The sequence below is a fragment of the Bacillus pumilus genome, assembly GCF_003431975.1.
GTDB classification, from domain to species: domain Bacteria; phylum Bacillota; class Bacilli; order Bacillales; family Bacillaceae; genus Bacillus; species Bacillus pumilus_N.
On record NZ_CP027116.1, the window covers coordinates 1,015,270 to 1,033,471 of the forward strand.

Below are 18,202 nucleotides of genomic sequence, written 5' to 3' on the forward strand. Positions count from 1 at the left end.
ATATTACTTTCTGTACTTAATGACCAAAACGTTCAAATAGTCATTTCAGGAGTGAGATCATGAGTGTTGATAGGAGACAAATGATTTTAGATGGTGCGACAAAGGCATTTACTCAATTCGGGTATAAAGCGACCACAATGGATCTTGTGGCGAAGCTGGCCAATGTCGGAAAAGGAACTATTTATACCTTTTTCAAAAACAAAGAAGAGTTGTTTGATGAAATTTTCACATCACTGTTACTAGAGATGAGGGAAATTGCGGATGAGGCAATTGATGAGAAGAATAGTTTCTCTGAAAACCTTCACTCAGCACTCTTTGCCATATTAGAATTTCGAAAAAACCACCAGCTCACAATTAAGATTTTTCAGGAAAATGCAGAGCTTGGCACGTCAGCAGTCAGGGAAATGATCGAGAAGATGGAGCAGATGATCATTCGCTATATCAAAATGAAAGTACAAGAAGCGATGGAGAAAGGCGATATTAAACCTTGTGATCCTGAATTGACTGCCTTTGTGATGGTGAAACTATATATTGCACTGATTTTTGACTGGGAAAAGCGATACGAGCCTTTAACAAAAGAAGAAGTGGCTGAATCGCTGGAGCTTTATGTACTAAAAGGGCTTTCTGCAACAACATAATTTTTTTTGAGTTCAAATGACCAAATTTTATATTTAGTCATTCATCTATGGGAGGAAAACAGCAATGAATTTAATTCGGAATCAATGGAAAGACATTGTGACGAGCAAAAAACTACTGATCCCGATTTTAGCTGTCTTATTTATTCCACTGATTTATAGTGGTGTATTTTTAAAGGCGTATTGGGATCCATATGGTACAGTTGATCAATTACCTGTAGCGGTTGTCAACTTGGATGAAGGTAGTCATTATGACGGCAAAAACCTTCAAGTGGGCGATGATTTAGTGAAGGAATTGAAAAAGAACGATAATTTTAAATGGCACTTTGTTAATAGTGAAGAAAAGGCCATCAAGGGATTAAATAACGAGGACTATTATCTCGTTGTCGAGATTCCAAAAGATTTCTCGAAAAATGCGAGTACAGTGCTAGACAAACATCCGAAAAAATCGAATCTGAAATATTATACGAATCCAGGCGCAAACTATGCTGCGTCACAAATTGCGAATAATGCCATTATCAAATTAAAAGATTCGGTTTCAAAGGAAGTCACAGAAAATTATGCAGAGGTCATCTTTGATAACTTCAAAACGATTGCCAAAGGGTTAGATCAAGCAAGCGATGGTGCGAAGAAAATTGATGACGGAACAAAAAGCGCAAAAGATGGCAGTCAAAAGTTAAAAGACAATCTGGCGAAATTGGCTGAAGGTACGTTAACCTATAGCGAAGGTGTTCATCAGTTCGCAGGGAAAATGGGTGAACTGAACACAGGCATACAGTCTTTAGACAGTGGACTTGGTCAGCTTTTAACAGGCTATCAAACCATTGATCAGAAATTTGGAGAGCTTGGTTCAGGAATTGATACATTAACCGAAGGATTAAACACAAGCCGAGAAGGACATCAGCAGCTCGCTTCTAAAATGCCGCAATTCACAGCAGGCATTGAACAGCTAAACAACAAAGCACAATCCTTTTCAGAAAAAATTGCAGCAGTGGAAAAAGTCTTATCGTCACCAGAATTAGCGAATCTTGAAAAGATGGCGCCTAAACTCGATCAGGTGAAAAAAGACGCAAAAACATTCAGTACAAAACTTGCTTCATTAAAAGAGGCATTATCGAATCGAGATGCTAAAGTAAAAAGCATTATTCAAAACAGCTCCATGACAGATGAAGAGAAAAAGGCGGCAATGGATCAGCTTAATAGTCTGCCTACAATTGAACTGCCTGATCTGTCTGGACTCGAACAAAGCTTAGCAGCCTTGCAGGAACTGCCTGATGCAAGTGAGGTTCAATCTGCGGTAGCTTCGGCAAAAGAACAGCTGCAGCAAGTCAAACAGCTGCCTAAGAAAACAGAACAGCTGTATACATCTACAGTCGCAATACAAAATGCAATCGACCAAATGACATCTGGTACGAATAAATTATATCAAGGAGCGTTAAAGCTTCAAACAGGTCAAGGCCAATTACAAGATGGTCTGCAAACAGCAAATGGAAAGCTTGATACGGCGAAAAGCGGAGCGGATAAGCTTGCAAATGGATCAAGCCAGCTGAGCGCAGCGTTAAATAAGCTGGAAAGTGGTTCAACAAGTATCCAAAGCAATACATCTAAGCTTGCCGAAGGCTCAAAATCGCTTGATAAAGGATTGGGAGATTTAAAGAGCGGTACAGGGAAGCTGTCTAACAAATTGAAAAGCGCCGCTGATGACACAGGAGAAATTGACGCGGGGCAAGACAATTACAATATGATTGCAAATCCAGTGAAAACAGAAAATGATACAGCGAAAAAGATTGATAATTATGGAACAGGACTCACGCCGTATATTTTATCGATGGGACTCTTTGTTGGGGCTCTCATGCTCACCGTTGTCTTCCCAATGAAAGACCCCGCCGGACGACCTAGAAATGCGTTTGAATGGTTTGTCAGCAAATATAGTGTGCTCCTGCTTGTTGGTATCCTGCAAGCAGTCATTGCAAGCTCCATGCTCATCTTTGGGCTTGGTCTTGAGGTAGAAAGCCTCTGGCGCTTCTATCTCTTTGCGATCATTGTCAGCTTGACATTCTTAGCAATTATTCAGCTTCTAGCAACAACAATGGGGAACCCGGGACGCTTCATTGCCGTCATTATCTTGGTTCTTCAGCTCGCAGCAAGTGCTGGTACATTTCCACTCGAGCTTGTGCCGAAATTCTTCCAAGTCATTCATAGTCTGCTGCCAATGACGTATACCATCAATGGCTTTAGAACGATCATTGCAAGCGGTGATGACAGTTATTTATGGCACCAAGCAGCGATTTTAGGAACAGTTGCAATCATCATGATGGCCGCAACTACCGCATACTTTGCTTGGAACGTAAGAAAAATGAAACAAGAAGAAGCTTAATCAATGAATCCTTTCTCTTCATAGAGAAAGGATTTTTTAGTAGAAATTAGACATCACGAACACGAAGCGATATATTTTAAGAAGAGATGCTGAAAAAGGCATACATGGTAGGAATTGCTTTCAGACAAAGGAGGAAATGCCGAATGACAACTGAAATAAAAGAAACTGTGCAGCTAATTCAAAAGCTCGTCTCGATTCCAAGTCCATCAGGAAATACAGAAAAGGTAATCGGCTTTGTTGAACGTTTTTTACATGATTTGAATGTTGAGACAAAACGAAATCGAAAAGGCGGCTTAATTGCCACAATCAAAGGAACAAATGACAAGGAACATCGTATGCTGACAGCACATGTCGATACGCTCGGTGCGATGGTAAAGGAAATTAAATCAAATGGGCGGCTGCGTCTTGCACTCATTGGCGGCTTTCAGTATAACTCGATCGAAGGCGAATATTGTGAAATTGAAACCGTATCAGGCCATACATACACAGGAACCATTCTGATGCATCAGACGTCAGTTCATGTCTATGCGGATGCTGGAAAAGCAAAGCGAAACCAAGAGAATATGGAGATCCGTCTCGATGAAAAGGTGAAAGATGCAGACGATGTCAAAGCACTTGGCATTCAAGTAGGAGACTTTATCTCGTTTGACCCAAGAGTGGAAGTGACGTCTTCAGGTTTTATTAAATCAAGACATCTTGATGACAAGGCAAGCGTGGCGCTCCTGCTGCGACTTATTCACCGTATTCAAAAGGAAAACATCACATTGCCGCATACGACGCACTTCTTAATTTCTAATAATGAAGAGATTGGCTACGGAGGTAACTCCAACATTCCAGAAGAAACGGTGGAATACCTCGCTGTTGATATGGGGGCTATCGGCGATGGCCAATCGACAGATGAATACAGTGTATCTATTTGTGTGAAAGATTCAAGCGGTCCTTATCATTATGGATTACGCAAGCATTTAGCCGCATTAGCAGAAGAGAATCACATTGATTATCGTCTCGATATTTATCCTTATTACGGTTCTGATGCATCAGCAGCGATAAGAGCAGGGTATGATATTATTCATGGACTGATTGGCCCTGGCATAGATTCCTCGCATGCTTTTGAAAGAACACATGAAGATTCTCTCGATCATACAGCGAATCTCCTTTATCACTATGTTCAATCAGCATTAATCAAGGCATAAAAAAAGAACCCCATCTATCGGGGTTCTTTTTGGTTAGCTTGAAAGCTGTGTCGGTTCAGGTACATCTTGTCCAGTCATCACGCGATGTCCTTTTTCAGGGTCATATTGACCTTCCCATTTAGACATCACGACAGCTGCAAGTGCATTTCCTGTTAAGTTGACAACCGTGCGCGCCATATCCATGATACGGTCCACACCAGCAATAAATGCAAGACCCTCGGCAGGTACACCGATTGTTCCTAATGTGGCAAGTAATACAACAAAGGACGTACCAGGAACGGCAGCCATACCTTTAGATGTTACCATCAGCACAAGAATAAGTGTGAGCTGCTGGACGATCGTCAGGTCAATGCCGTATACCTGTGCAAGGAATAGCGCAGCGATGGCTTGGTACAAGACAGAGCCGTCCAGGTTAAATGTATAACCGATTGGGATAACGAAAGAAACAATTCCCTTTGGACACCCGATGCGCTCCATTTTATCCATGACTCTTGGTAAAACTGTTTCAGAGCTGGATGTACTAAAGGCTAGAAGCATTTCGTCTTTCATGTAAGCAAGAAATCTGAAAATATTGACGCCAATCATCTTTCCAATCATTCCGAATACAACGATAAGGAAGAGAGCGAGCGCAAAATAAACAAGACCTACGAGCTTACCTAATGAAATAAGAGATTCAAGACCAAATTTTGATACGGTCACACCAATGAGTGCGAAGACACCAAATGGTGCAGCTTTCATTACAACATTGACGACATGGAACATGGCGTGTGATACACCCTCGAAGAAGGCGAGTACAGGTTTACCGCGTTCACCAATGGCTGAAACGCCGAGTGCAAACAGCACAGTGAAGAAAATAATCGCAAGCAAATCACCTTCCGCCAATGATTGGAAGAAGTTCGTCGGAACGATATGAAGGAACGTATCAGCAACTGATTTGCTGCTTTGTTCTTTTTCCGTTTCAACATACTGGCTAATATCTTGTTTTTCCGTATGACCAAAGTCAACGCCTGCACCAGGTTGTACAAAGTTTGCAAGCACGAGACCAAGGATAATCGCAAATGTTGTAATGATTTCAAAATAAAGAATGGTTCTAAAACCAAGCTTCCCTACCTTTTTACCATCACCTGCACCTGCTACCCCTAGAATTAAGCTCGAAACGACAATTGGTATGACAATCATCTTAATGAGCCTTAAGAAGAAGTCTCCGATTGGTTTTAAGTATGTCTCAACGCCTGGGTTACCAAAAAAGATTGCCCCAACAACGACACCGAGAATAAGACCGATTAGGATTTGAGTAGCTAATCCAAATTTTAATTTTTTCATAGATTTCCTCCCTGACATATTTCATTAAAGGAATATTCCCATCATATTAAGTTTTAATATATGAATTAAAGTATAACTAAAATTAAAGAGTTTCGTCCATGATTAAATGATATTAAGAAAATACAAAATTATATGAAAAAATGGACATTTCGAACCTCCTAAAACATTTCAAATCAATAAAAAGTGCCTTCAGCACTAAAAGTCATCAGATGAAAATACTAAAAAACCCTTTTATATCAAGGGTTTTACCTTTTTACCTATTTTTCAGAAAAAATAAAAAGCACTTTAGACTCCAACCGATGGAAGGGGAAAAAAGTGCTTTTTATTTCAATTTATTTCCTTATTTAAGATAAATTACTTGTGAGCATTCCTCACATTCATTACCATAACACTCGTGCTGTTCCATTAATTCATTTCCACATTTTGTGCATTTTTTTGAGGGCAAATTTCTAAAAAACTCAGTGATTTTTCCTAGCATTTGTCATCCTCCAATACGTTTTGTTGCTATCATTGTATTATAACAGATTAATAATTGTCAATCTGTTTTGTAACAATAGGCAAGAAGAATGCTTTTTTTATGAAAAATGGGTATATTGTAAGAAGGGGATTTTTAGAAAAGGAGGGAAAAATGACGATGAAATTAACCATCATTGGATGCTACGGTGGGTTTCCAGCAGCTGGTGAAGCGACGTCAGGATACCTTTTTGAATCTGAGGGCTTTCGGCTGCTTATAGACTGCGGGAGTGGTGTTCTTTCAAAACTGCAGCAATACATTGATATAGAAGAACTAGATGCTGTTCTCCTTTCTCATTATCACCATGATCATATTGCAGATATCGGACCACTCCAATATGCGAAGCTAGTGGGATATCATTTAGGAAAAAGCAGCGGTCCGCTTCCGATCTATGGACATACGGGTGACAAAGAAGCATTTGGACGGCTTTCGGATGACGTACATACTAAGGCAAAGCCTTATCAGCCAGATGAAGGTATTCAAATTGGTCCATTTCAAATGGACTTTTTGAAAACGGTTCATCCGGCAGAATGCTATGCCATGAGAATTCAGGCAGAATCTGCTGTAGTGGTGTATACAGCAGACTCAAGTTATCAGGATGCATTTATCCCATTTAGTAAGGATGCAGATCTGCTCATTGCCGAAAGTAATTTTTACGCTGGACAGGACGGATCAGGTGCAGGACATATGAACAGTACAGACGTGGGGAAGCTTGCAAAGGAAGCAAACGTTAGTGAGCTCATCATCACGCATCTGCCTCATTTTGGTCGCCATAAAGACCTAGTCAATGAAGCACAGGCGTTATATACTGGCAATATACAGCTTGCCCATTCAGGGCTTAGATGGAACAAGGAAGGAAGATAGAGATGCTGTTTATCGATAACGAACAACATTATGATCCAATGATTAATTTAGCAATTGAAGAGTATTGCTTAAAATATTTAGATCCTGAAGAAACGTATTTACTGTTTTACATCAATCAGCCGTCGATTATTATTGGAAAGAACCAAAATACAATAGAAGAAATCAATACGAAGTATGTAGAAGACAACGGCATTAAAGTTGTCCGGCGTCTGTCCGGTGGTGGAGCAGTTTACCATGACAAAGGAAACTTAAACTTCAGCTTCATCACAAAAGACGATGGGGACAGCTTCCATAATTTTAAGAAGTTCACCGAGCCAGTCATCAAAGCGCTTGAAAAGCTAGGTGTCAAAGCGGAATTAAGCGGGAGAAATGACATTATGGCAGATGGACGGAAAATTTCTGGAAATGCGCAGTTCGCTACAAGAGGACGTATTTTCAGCCATGGTACGCTGCTGTTTGATTCAGAAATTGAACATGTAGTGTCGGCATTAAATGTGAAAAAAGAAAAAATTGAATCAAAAGGTATTAAATCCATTAGAAGCAGGGTCGCTAATATTAGTGAACTGATGGATCAAAAGATGTCGACAGAAGAATTTAGAAAAATCCTTTTAAGCTACATTTTTGATACGAATGGAGAAGTGCCTCAATATCAGTTGACTGAGAAGGATTGGGAAAAGATTCACGAGATTTCTCGGGATCGATATCAAAAATGGGAATGGAACTACGGCCGTTCACCGAAGTTTAATTTACAGCATTCTAAAAGATTCCCAGCAGGCTCCATTGATCTTCGGTTAGAAGTGAAAAAAGGCAACATTCAAGACTGCAAAATCTTTGGTGATTTCTTTGGTGTAGGGGATATTGCTGATATTGAAAAAAAATTAATTGGACAACAGTATGACCGTAAAACAATCAGCGACGTATTAGAAGATATGGATATGCGTCACTACTTCGGTAACGTGTCAAAAGAGGATTTTCTTGATTTGATTTATTAAGCAGGGACAAGCACGGCTAGAGATAGCGGTGCTTTTTTAATTGAAAGAATGAAAGCGATTTACATTTGATCTTGTGGATTTTTTCGATTGTCTATTATAATAGAAGGGAGGAATGTTTGGCTATAAAATGAATGGTCATTCATTCATTGATGACATGTAAGGGGTGGGAGAATGGATTTGATCAAAAAGCTAGAGCAGACGGCGATGACGAAGGGAGACAACATCGCACTGATCTTTGAAGGAAATAAGTGGACCTATCGAGAGCTGCTGACAAGTATCGAGCGATTTGCAGATGGATTAGTGGACGAAGGATTTCAAGCTGGGGATCATATCGCGCTTATTTTAGGGAATTCACCGCATTTTGTCATATCTTTTTATGGTGCATTAAAGGCTGGACTTATCGTTGTACCCGTCAACCCAACATACACGCCTAGTGAAATTGGCTATATGCTGATAACAGGTGATGTAAAAGGCATTGTTGCTCCTGAGCAGCTACTGCCAGTGTACGAGCAGGTGTACGAACAGCTTCCGTCTATTGAACGGGTGATTATTTGTGCAGAAAATGAATCTGCGTGCAGGTCGAGTATGAAGGAAGTATCTGATCGGCTTGTTTTCTTTGGAAAGCTAGTATCAGGTCATGCGAACGAGAGCGTGCATCCTACTATTCAGCCCGCCGATACGGCAGTTATTTTATTTACATCTGGCACGACAGGAAAACCTAAGGGTGCGATGCTCACTCATTTCAACCTTTACTCAAATGCAAGAGACATCGCTGAATATCTATCGATTGATGAAAAGGATAAGGTCATTGCCGCTTTGCCGATGTTCCATGTATTTTGTTTAACGGTTTGTATGAATGCACCATTGATTCATGGCGCGACCATTTATGTCCTGCCTCATTTCAGCCCATCAGAGCTTTTGTGTTTGATGGAAAAAGAGAAGCCAACGTTATTTGTTGGGGTACCTACCATGTATAACTATTTGTACCGCCAGGAGGGGCACGAGGAGGCGATGTCCTCAGTGAGAATTTGTATATCAGGCGGTGCCTCAATGCCTGTTGCCTTATTGCACGGTTTTGAGAAAAAATTCGGTGTCACCGTGCTGGAAGGCTATGGATTATCAGAGGCTTCTCCGGTGACTGCATTCAATCCCCTTGACGGAAAAAGAAAACCCGGTTCAGTTGGGACCGACATTATGAATGTGAAGAATAAGATTGTGAATGAACTTGGAGAAGAAGTCGGTCCAAATGAAGTCGGAGAGCTGATAGCAAAAGGACCAAACATTATGAAAGGCTATTATCAAATGCCAGAAGATACAGAAGCTGCACTAAGAGACGGCTGGCTGTATACTGGTGATTTGGCGAGAAGAGATGAAGAAGGATATATTTATATTGTCGATCGGAAAAAAGATATGATTCTTGTCGGCGGTTATAATGTATATCCAAGAGAAGTAGAAGAAGTGCTTTATCAACATGAAGCTGTAGCAGAAGCCGTCGTCATCGGTGTGCCAGATCCGAATACCGGAGAGGCTGTCGTCTGTTACATTTCCCCTAAGAAACATGCTCACATCGATCAAGAAGACATCATCACACATTGTTCACGCTATTTAGCGAAATATAAGCAGCCCCAAACGATCCATTTCATTGATGATATTCCAAAAAACACAACAGGTAAAATTTTAAGACGAGCGTTAAAGGACAAGTATCAAGCAGAAGAGAGTAAATAAAAAAGGGAGTCTCTTATGAGGAGGCTCCTTCAGCGTGTAAATAAACGCTCGCGTCTTGCAAGTGTTTCTGTCACGCTGAAAAGAGACAAAGGGCTAAAATAACATTTTAGCCCTTTTGAATGGCTTCTTTTAACTGTTTCTGAAAAGAATTCGACTGTTTTTGATTCAATTCATAATACGTGCCATCTACTAAAAAAACGACCTGTGATCGGTTTGTCCAGAGCTGAAAGGTGGTGCCGTTCGTTCGCCCATACATCACCTTAGCAATATAATCGGGTCCTTTTATATTTTTTTTGAGATGATTGCTTGTTTGCTTGCCTTTGTTTAATTCTTCAATTAAATCTTCTGCTGTATCTTTATCATCTATTTCATAGGAAATGGACTCGTTCGCAGGTGAAAGCAGCAATTTTTCTACTCGATTTTCATCAAAGGTTTCGCTCGTCCGGCTGAACACATAAAAGAAGGTAATAAGTAAAAGTCCAAAGATCACAACTCCTGCAAGGATTTTCTTCATTTCGATCCTCCAACTCACTATTTTATATGTAGCATCTCCGATTTTTGAGTAGCATAATCATTTTTTTCGTGAAAGCTTTTTCAGATAGGGCATGCTATGATGGAGCCACATGAGACAGGTTCTAAACAAAAATATGGATGATTAGAATAGAGAGAGGAATGGAAAGGAGGCTAACCGAATGCGAATACGTAAATGGGCAGCTCTTGCAACGGTAGCATACATATTATACGGTCTTTTTATTTATTCTTATTTGTATCTGTTGGGGGATTCAGCGGTTCCTGAAAGTGTGAAAGGAACAAGTGCAGATCCGCATACCTTTATGACAAGCCATGAGCTTGTCATCAGCGAGAATTTCTCGAACATCCGTAACCTGCTGTATTTCATCACAATTCCGTTAGATTGGTATGTCTTTTTCCTTTTGCTCATTTCAGGATTTTCTCGGAAGTTAGCAGACTGGAGCCTGGCAGCAGCTCGTTTTACATTGTTAAGCAAATTGGTGTATGTGTTTGTGCTATCGCTTTTGACAATGCTGATTTCAATGCCTATTAAATGGATTGGTTATCAGATTTCTTTGCACTACGGAGTATCTGCTCAAAGTACGGCAAGCTGGTTTAAAGACCAAACATTAGATTTCTGGATTCAATATCCGCTTCTTGCCTTATGTGCAATCGTCTTCTTTTGGCTCATTCAAAAGAGAAGAAAACGGTGGTGGCTGTATGCATGGGGTTTGACAGTCCCATTCACGTTGTTCCTCTTCTTTATACAGCCGGTCGTCATTGATCCGTTATATAACAATTTTTATCCACTAAAGGATCAAGCTCTTGAGGATAAAATATTAACGCTTGCAGACAAAGCACATATTCCGGCAGACCATGTCTATGAGGTCAATATGTCTGAGAAAACGAATACGATGAACGCTTATGTCACAGGGATTGGTGAAAATAAGCGTATCGTCTTATGGGACACGACACTGCAAAAGCTGAAAGATCGTGAAATTTTATTTATCATGGCGCATGAAATGGGACATTACGTTATGAAGCATGTTTATATAGGATTAGCAGGATATTTAGTGCTGTCACTTGCTGGTTTATTTGCGATCGATCGTCTTTATTTTTATTTGTATCAAAAGGGAGCGGCCTTGTTTCGGCTGAAGGGGTCACACGACATTGCCGCTCTTCCGCTTCTTCTCATCATCGTATCTGCGCTGTCATTTTCGGTTTCACCTTTTACAAATGCAGTATCTAGGCATCAAGAGCGAGCGGCAGATGAATATGCGGTGAACCTGACAAAAGACGGGGAGTCAGGGGTGACCTCTTTTCAAAAGCTTGCAAAATCAGGGCTGTCACAGGTGAATCCACCCCTTTTAGTGAAGGTCTTTCGCTATGGACACCCAACCATGATGGAGAGAATCATGGAGATGGAAGAAGCAGCGAAAAAAGAAGAAGCAACGCATAAGCAATAAAAAAATCCGGCTGGATGAGCCGGATTTTTTTCACACTTGTTTAGTTAGAAGCCGCTTGAACGTTGATTAATCCTTTTCCGTAATAGAAGGAGTTACCAAGCGGTGTTGCCGTGTTTTCTAAGCGCTGGCGAACCTGAGAAGTTGATAGATTCGGATACTTAGAAAGGATAAGCGCTGCTGCTCCTGCTACATGAGGAGATGCCATAGACGTTCCAGTATAAGAGGTGTATCCACTACTTGGTACTGTACTTAAAATTGAAGTACCAGGTGCAGAAACATCTAATTCAGGGCCTGCGCTGGAAGACGAGTTTCTCACATTGCTGCTGTTCACATTCGCAACGGCAATGGTAGAATCATATTTTGCTGGATAGCCAACTGTACTTGTAGAGCCTGTGGAACCTGAGTTACCTGCGGCCGCCACAACAACGACTCCACGGTTATTCGCTGTATCAACGGCATTTTTAAGTGCTGTTGAACCGTTTGGCCCGCCTAAGCTCATGTTGATGACATCCATGTTATTGGCTACAGCCCATTCAATACCGCTAATGATCCAGCTGTATTGTCCGTCGCCATAGCGGTCTAATACTTTAACAGCATATAGGGAAGCTCTTGGAGCGACCCCAAGGACACCAATTGTGTTATCAAGGGCAGCAATAGTTCCGGCTACGTGAGTTCCGTGTGATTGAAAATCTTGGGTGGCATTTGGCTCTGAAGGGACGAAGCTGGCACCGCCTGCAACATTTAAGTCAGGGTGTGCAGCGTGGATTCCAGTATCAAGGACAGCTACTTTGACATTAGCACCTTTATAACCTTGAGCGTGTACAGCTGGAGCTTTGATTTGAGGGATTCCGTAAGGGACGGTTTGTGCATATGCTTCTGCTTTGTGGTCTTCTTCTACGTAAGCAATGCTAGGGTCATGTTCAAGTTTTTTGGCGGCTTGTTCGGACATTTTTACTTGGGCGGCATTAATGAGGCGGTATTGTTTTTCAAGTTTTCCACCATTTTGAGTCACCGCTTGTTTTTTAGAGCTGTTTGTGGTGGCAGAAGCTTTAAAGCCAACAATATAGCTCTTTTCACTATCTGACTTTGAGACCGTCTCAGCATTCGCCATAGAGCCTCCAAACCCAGCTGAAAACAGTAGAGGGACAGCCAATAAAACACTTGTCATCACATTTTTCTTTTTCACGCACATTCCACATCCCTTTTTTCTTATTTCAGAATAATCATCCGTAGTCTATAAGAATGATCTGTTTGATTATTCTGTATATTCAGTTTAATGGAAGTAGGCAAATAAGAGTAGACCCGAATTTTTGTGAAAGTCCTAGCGAAAATTGGGGAATTAAGTCACTTGGAAATGATAGTAAAATATGTTTATTCTCTCATTTGAGCGGTTATCTATTAAAAAGGAAGGGTGCTTTTTTTCTTATGATTCATTTTCGGGCAAATATTCGATACCCGAAAAGCTTTAAAATAGGTAGAAACGTCTAGCATCTATTTCGAATTTCGATATAAAAAAATATTATTTTATCATTGTGTTTGTCAGGTCTCCGCTTCAGTGCTCGTCCTTCCTAGACTGCGAAGGTTTTCTTTCACGCTAAAAAGAAGACAAAGGGCTAAAATAAAGATCATTTTAGCCCTTTGTCAGAAATTTGATAACCTGTTCACATAACAGGTTCTTTAAGATGGGGAAGATTGAGTTAAATGGCTGACCACGTTGTAATCAAGGACTTTCCATTCACCATCTTTCCATTCCACATAATTTAAGCATGCATTGACAAGTCTCGTGTTCTCTAGATCTAGATGTTTATCCGCTAGCGTAGCGAGTAAAGCATGGATGGCAGCGCCGTGCGCCACGATGAGAACTTGTTGATCTGGATAGGCTGCTCGGACTTTTTCAATTCCTTCTACCATTCGGTCTTGAATTGCTTCAAGCGGTTCCATATTTGGATACTGTTTATCTGGAAACAGCTTTTGACGTTCCTCAAACGACATACCTTCAGCGTCTCCATAATCACGTTCAATGAAATCTTCCATGATCACAAGAGGGGCATTGATATGTTTTAAAATTAGGTGTGCTGTTTCTTTTGCCCTTGTAAGCGGACTGGAAATGACCACATCCCAATGGGCATCCTTTAAATAAAGGCCCGTTTGTTCAGCCTGCCATTTACCAGTGTCGTTTAAAGGGATATCTGTACGACCTTGAATTCGTTTCGCTGCATTCCAATCTGTTTCCCCGTGTCTGACTAGGCAAATTGTTGTCAATCAAATCCCGCCTTTTCTATCTTTTCTTCTATTATACTAAAGCATAAGAAAAAAGACTGGATTAGCGATTTGTGAGACTTGTTAAGGATTCGACTGAGCTGGCAACTTGAGATACCGTTTGTTTGACTTCCTTTAATTCATTAAGGAAGGTTTGAAGATCTATTTCAATTTTTCCATTTTGGTTTTTGCTTAAGTTCATGCTGCTTACGATATCATCGAAGAGCGAATTGATTTGAGTCATTTTTTCTTTACTGTCTGTCACAAGTAAATTCACATCGGCAATGTGCTGTGACACTATGGCGATTTGTGAATTGGTATTGTTGACGAGTTCAGATACAGTTGAAACCGTTTTCTTTGTGTCCTCAGATAATTTACGAACTTCATTTGCTACGACAGCGAAGCCTTTACCATGTTCACCTGCCCGTGCAGATTCGATTGAGGCATTTAAAGATAGCAAGTTCGTTTGCTCTGCAATACCTGTGACAATCCCAAAGATTTGTTCAATCTGTTTCGCGATTTCTTCTAAACGCTTAATTTCCGTTTCAATCTTCGTCATGCTACCATCAATTTGGTTCATTTGAGTTTGCTGAATTTCTAATTCTTTTTTACCACCGATCGATTTTTCTTCGACCTGTGCTGAAATTTGCGTTCCAGCTTGTGACATGTCTGCCATCTCATCAGATTTTGATACAAGCTTGTCCACTGCACTTGTTGTGTTTGAGAAGAGAGAAGCAAGCGAATTTGAGGTTTCTGTGATTTTTATATGAAGCTCCTGCTGCTGCTCTTCTGCTTCATCCCGAATTTTAGAATATTCATTTTGGAATGTATCAAGAACAAGCTGCTGCTCTAAATTTAAGATTTTCGTCGTCGCTTTGACTGCTGTCTGATATTCTTTGAATTCTTGGATATGCTGAGCAAATAAATCCATAATTGATAACAAAAGGTCTTGGAATGCAGCCATATACCATTTAGGCTGGAGACCAATTCGTAAATGAACCTGTGCAATTTTAATTCGTTTTGCCACGTAAGCTTCATCAATTACACCTGCAAACATTTCACTAATATGAATGCGGAGTGTTTTTTTCAAACGCTCAACAGAACTATTATCTTGAATGATATGCATCAAGGAAGACTCGACTTCTAAATTTTTATAAAATTTATCAACGATATGTGTGATATCGTCCTGAACAATCGGATTGAGCTGTTTCAGAATAAATAAGTCATGGTGCGTCAGGTCAATCATTTTAATTTGTTTCGCGATATCTGTATTGTCCGAAAAGTTGATTCGTTTTAGCTCATCATCCTGCTGTGAAAAAAAAGCAGAGTTTTTTCTTTTCGTCTCTTTTTTAAATAACAATGTTTTTGTCCCCCCATAATCATCACAAATATCAGACTTTATGTTTCTTATCGGATAAATTTGGATTTTTTAAAGGGAAACCAGTGAAATTTTACTGTTCTTTATATGACCTTTCTAGTGATTTCTTTGCTGGGCCTTCTACTACTTCACCAGTAATAGAAAAACGGGAGCCATGACACGGGCAATCCCAAGTGCGGTCACTATTATTCCAAGCGACTTCACAGCCTAAGTGAGTACACGTTGTATCGACAAGAAAGATATTCCCGTCCTCTGATTTAAAGGCGCCACATTTTTTCTTTTCATAAGATACAATGCCGCCTTCGCCTGGCTTTAAATCATCAATTGTTTGATCGGTTCGCTTTAATTTACCACTGATCAGCTTGGCAGCAACATTTGTATTTTCTTTAACGAAATCTTTGACGAAAGAGTTAGAAACAGGTCTTGATGGCGCAAAAATGGATTCGTATGGATTCGATTTTCCTTCAATTAAATCCCCGATAAGGGTGGCTGCGACGTGGCTTGTTGTCATGCCCCATTTTCTAAAGCCGGTTGCAACAAAGATATTTTCGTGGTGTTTCGTCAAGTGGCCAATGTACGGGATTTGATCCATTGTGACCATATCGTGTGTCGACCAGCGATACAGTACCTCTTCAATTCCAAGGGTGGCGTCTCCAAACATTTCCAGACCTCCGTAGTGAGCAGATTCATCCCCGCCTTGTCCAGTTTTATGACCTTCGCCTCCGATGAGCACGACTTCCTCACCATGCCATTTTGCGGTTCTTAAAGAATGAGCAGGCTGGTCAATTCCTAAATACATCCCATCTGGGAGCGGCTTCGTTGTTTTTGCTGCAACCACATAAGATTGTTCTGGGTGAATTCGCGTGAAATAAAACCCTTTCCCATCATAAAAAGGAAAGTGCGAACAGCATATGATATAACGGCCTGTCAGATGGTGACCGCTTTTTGTGATGACAGCAGGCCGGTTTCCTTCTTTCACGTCAACAGCAGTAGTCTGTTCAAAAAAACGTACACCTCGCTCTAGGAGCTGATCAATTAGTGCATGTAAATAATGAAGGGGATGAAACTGTGCCTGTTGCGTCATTGCAAGGGCAGCTTTGATGTCAGCATCAAAAGGAAGCGATGTTTTCCATTCTCGGTCAATCCCAAGTTGTTTGTAGGCATCTAATTCCTTTTTTAATTTTTTTACACCGTTTTCTTCCTTTGTATAAAGGTACGCATCTTTGACTTCTAGCTGACAATCGATGTCGTATTCTTTGACGCGGGCTTGAATGAGCTCTTTTGCTTTCTCATTTGCTTCTACATATAAACGGGCTTTGGGCATGCCAATTTGCTGAATCAGCTCATAGTAGTACACATCGTGCTGTGAGGTGATCTTAGCTGTCGTGTGTCCGGTCGTCCCTTGCATCAATTGATCGGCATCAATGATGATGACATCTAGCCCGCGTTCTGTCATTTCAAACGCAGTAGCGATACCGGTAATACCACCACCAACAATGATGACATCTGCTGTGAGATCCTCGTGTACAGCAGAGAAAGAGTGCTTCTGACTTTCCGCTATCCATAACGATTTTGCATGCTCCGATCCTTTATGCTCTTGCTCCATGTTGTCGCCTCCAGTTAGTGACTTCTTATGCATAATTTTTCCACAATGATGAAAATCATACATTGGAAAGGAAACAAGTTCGACATACATAAAAAAATGGCCAACACATAAAAATAAACAAGATATAAGGAAGGAGTGGACAGACGTGTCAACAAAGCAGCCGAAGAAAACATTGCCGCCTCAGCATCAAAATGAACGTCCTGGGCTTGAATATATAATGAATCCAAGGCCTGTGTTTGATCGAGAGGTGCCAGATAAAAAGCTAGCAGGAAAAACAGCCATTGTGACAGGTGGAGACAGTGGAATCGGAAGAGCAGTCTCGGTCTTATTTGCGAAGGAAGGAGCCAATGTCGCCATTGTTTACTTGAGTGAACATCGCGATGCAGAGGAAACGAAGGACTATATTGAAAAGGCTGGAGGCCGGGTCATCTTAATGGCAGGTGATTTAGGAGATGAGGCGTTCTCGAACGAGGTGGTCAAAAAAACAAAAGATGCTTTTGGTTCCATTGATATATTAGTGAACAACGCCGGGGAACAGCATCCACAAAAAAGCATTGAACAGATTACCTCACATCAGCTTCTTCGGACATTTCAAACGAATATTTTCGCCATGTTTTATTTAACAAAAGCGGCTCTTCCTCATCTAAAGAAAGGTAGCAGTATCATTAATACAGCATCTGTCACAGCCTATAAAGGGCATGAAACTTTGATCGACTATTCATCTACAAAAGGGGCAGTTGTGACATTTACGAGATCATTGTCTTTATCGCTCATTAAACAAGGGATTAGAGTGAATGGGGTAGCACCAGGGCCTATTTGGACACCCCTCATTCCATCGACTTTTACGGAAAAAGAAGTCTCGGAATTTGGTGGGGATGTTCCTATGGAACGTCCAGGTGAGCCAGTAGAGCTTGCGCCGAGTTATTTATTTTTAGCGAGCGAAGACTCGTCTTATATGAATGGACAAATTCTGCATGTGAATGGTGGAACCATTTTAAATGGGTAAACAAAAAACTTGCGGTAAAGAGACGAGTTGCTGTCTCTCTGCCGCAAGTAAAATCATCATGATTGATGTAAGCAGTGTTCTGCATATTGAGCTGACAGGTCGTTGAATCGCTTTTCATCACGCTGATCCAGTGCCTTATCAATCTCTTCTCTAAGGAAGGTTAAACGCTGTTTATAAAGCGCTTCATCTAAAACCATTTGAATATAGATGTCTAAAATCGTGACGCCGTTTTCTTCGGTTTTTTGGGTGTTGCGGGACTTCATGAGCTCAGCATACGTTTTTTTCTCTTTCATAAAGAATCCCCCCGATGCCTTTTTTATAGTATATGGATTGGCGGAGAAAAAATCAACAAGA

16 protein-coding genes and 1 pseudogene are annotated in these 18,202 nt (G+C 40.8%); 8 read left to right on the forward strand and 9 right to left on the reverse strand.

What is annotated here, in order from left to right; all coding sequences use genetic code 11:
- The first annotated feature begins 59 nt into the window (after positions 1 to 59).
- From C5695_RS04995 to C5695_RS05005, 3 genes are all read left to right on the forward strand, one after another.
- Positions 60 to 638 carry a TetR/AcrR family transcriptional regulator gene (locus C5695_RS04995; RefSeq protein ID WP_187441349.1) on the forward strand — a complete coding sequence of 193 codons (579 nt, stop codon included), beginning with the start codon at positions 60 to 62 and terminating at the stop codon, positions 636 to 638.
- A 64-nt stretch (positions 639 to 702) separates the two neighbouring features.
- The gene (locus tag C5695_RS05000; RefSeq protein WP_117729707.1) at positions 703 to 3,012 is read left to right on the forward strand and encodes a YhgE/Pip domain-containing protein; all 2,310 of its coding nucleotides are present in this window, start codon (positions 703 to 705) and stop codon (positions 3,010 to 3,012) included.
- 143 nt (positions 3,013 to 3,155) lie between these two features.
- Positions 3,156 to 4,205, forward strand: a complete 1,050-nt coding sequence (locus C5695_RS05005; RefSeq protein ID WP_117729709.1) for a M42 family metallopeptidase — start codon at positions 3,156 to 3,158, stop codon at positions 4,203 to 4,205.
- 33 nt (positions 4,206 to 4,238) lie between these two features.
- Here the strand turns inward: C5695_RS05005 and C5695_RS05010 are convergent, their stop codons facing one another.
- Positions 4,239 to 5,528 (reverse strand): glutamate/proton symporter GltT, encoded by a 1,290-nt coding sequence (locus C5695_RS05010; protein ID WP_117729711.1) that lies wholly within the window; start codon positions 5,526 to 5,528, stop codon positions 4,239 to 4,241.
- Between the two features lie 340 nt (positions 5,529 to 5,868).
- On the reverse strand, positions 5,869 to 6,006 hold the full coding sequence (gene yhfH / locus C5695_RS05015) for a protein YhfH (RefSeq protein ID WP_117729713.1): 138 nt from the start codon (positions 6,004 to 6,006) through the stop codon (positions 5,869 to 5,871).
- A 156-nt stretch (positions 6,007 to 6,162) separates the two neighbouring features.
- Here yhfH and C5695_RS05020 point away from each other — a divergent pair, with 156 nt between their 5' ends.
- The 3 genes from C5695_RS05020 (at position 6,163) to C5695_RS05030 (ending at position 9,623) form a co-directional block, all read left to right on the forward strand.
- Positions 6,163 to 6,906, forward strand: a complete 744-nt coding sequence (locus tag C5695_RS05020; RefSeq protein WP_187441795.1) for an MBL fold metallo-hydrolase — start codon at positions 6,163 to 6,165, stop codon at positions 6,904 to 6,906.
- 2 nt (positions 6,907 to 6,908) lie between these two features.
- A complete protein-coding gene (locus C5695_RS05025) occupies positions 6,909 to 7,898 on the forward strand; it encodes a lipoate--protein ligase (protein WP_117729717.1) in 990 nt (329 codons plus the stop codon).
- 171 nt (positions 7,899 to 8,069) lie between these two features.
- A complete protein-coding gene (locus tag C5695_RS05030; protein WP_117729719.1) occupies positions 8,070 to 9,623 on the forward strand; it encodes a fatty acid--CoA ligase family protein in 1,554 nt (517 codons plus the stop codon).
- A 106-nt stretch (positions 9,624 to 9,729) separates the two neighbouring features.
- Here C5695_RS05030 and C5695_RS05035 read toward each other — a convergent pair whose 3' ends face one another.
- Positions 9,730 to 10,137 (reverse strand): YhfM domain-containing protein, encoded by a 408-nt coding sequence (locus tag C5695_RS05035; RefSeq protein ID WP_117729722.1) that lies wholly within the window; start codon positions 10,135 to 10,137, stop codon positions 9,730 to 9,732.
- A 178-nt stretch (positions 10,138 to 10,315) separates the two neighbouring features.
- On the opposite strand from C5695_RS05035, the gene C5695_RS05040 reads away from it, so the two are divergent.
- Positions 10,316 to 11,599 (forward strand): M48 family metallopeptidase, encoded by a 1,284-nt coding sequence (locus C5695_RS05040; RefSeq protein WP_117729724.1) that lies wholly within the window; start codon positions 10,316 to 10,318, stop codon positions 11,597 to 11,599.
- Between the two features lie 40 nt (positions 11,600 to 11,639).
- Here the strand turns inward: C5695_RS05040 and C5695_RS05045 are convergent, their stop codons facing one another.
- The 5 genes and pseudogenes from C5695_RS05045 to C5695_RS05060 form a co-directional block, all read right to left on the reverse strand.
- Positions 11,640 to 12,785, reverse strand: coding sequence for a serine alkaline protease SapB (locus tag C5695_RS05045; protein WP_187441350.1), 1,146 nt, complete (start codon positions 12,783 to 12,785; stop codon positions 11,640 to 11,642).
- A gap of 491 nt (positions 12,786 to 13,276) precedes the next feature.
- Positions 13,277 to 13,861: a histidine phosphatase family protein gene (locus tag C5695_RS05050; RefSeq protein ID WP_117729728.1), complete on the reverse strand. Its 585-nt coding sequence runs from the start codon at positions 13,859 to 13,861 to the stop codon at positions 13,277 to 13,279.
- Between the two features lie 61 nt (positions 13,862 to 13,922).
- Complete coding sequence (locus C5695_RS20900; protein ID WP_404841197.1) at positions 13,923 to 14,534, reverse strand: methyl-accepting chemotaxis protein; 612 nt, start codon at positions 14,532 to 14,534, stop codon at positions 13,923 to 13,925.
- A gap of 144 nt (positions 14,535 to 14,678) precedes the next feature.
- Positions 14,679 to 15,218: pseudogene (locus tag C5695_RS20905) on the reverse strand (protoglobin family protein); the annotation flags it as partial.
- A 91-nt stretch (positions 15,219 to 15,309) separates the two neighbouring features.
- Positions 15,310 to 16,842 (reverse strand): FAD-dependent oxidoreductase, encoded by a 1,533-nt coding sequence (locus C5695_RS05060; RefSeq protein ID WP_117729733.1) that lies wholly within the window; start codon positions 16,840 to 16,842, stop codon positions 15,310 to 15,312.
- A gap of 145 nt (positions 16,843 to 16,987) precedes the next feature.
- Here C5695_RS05060 and C5695_RS05065 point away from each other — a divergent pair, with 145 nt between their 5' ends.
- A complete protein-coding gene (locus tag C5695_RS05065) occupies positions 16,988 to 17,848 on the forward strand; it encodes an SDR family oxidoreductase (RefSeq protein ID WP_117729735.1) in 861 nt (286 codons plus the stop codon).
- A gap of 56 nt (positions 17,849 to 17,904) precedes the next feature.
- Here C5695_RS05065 and C5695_RS05070 read toward each other — a convergent pair whose 3' ends face one another.
- Positions 17,905 to 18,141 (reverse strand): IDEAL domain-containing protein, encoded by a 237-nt coding sequence (locus C5695_RS05070; protein ID WP_008348804.1) that lies wholly within the window; start codon positions 18,139 to 18,141, stop codon positions 17,905 to 17,907.
- Positions 18,142 to 18,202 lie beyond the last annotated feature (61 nt).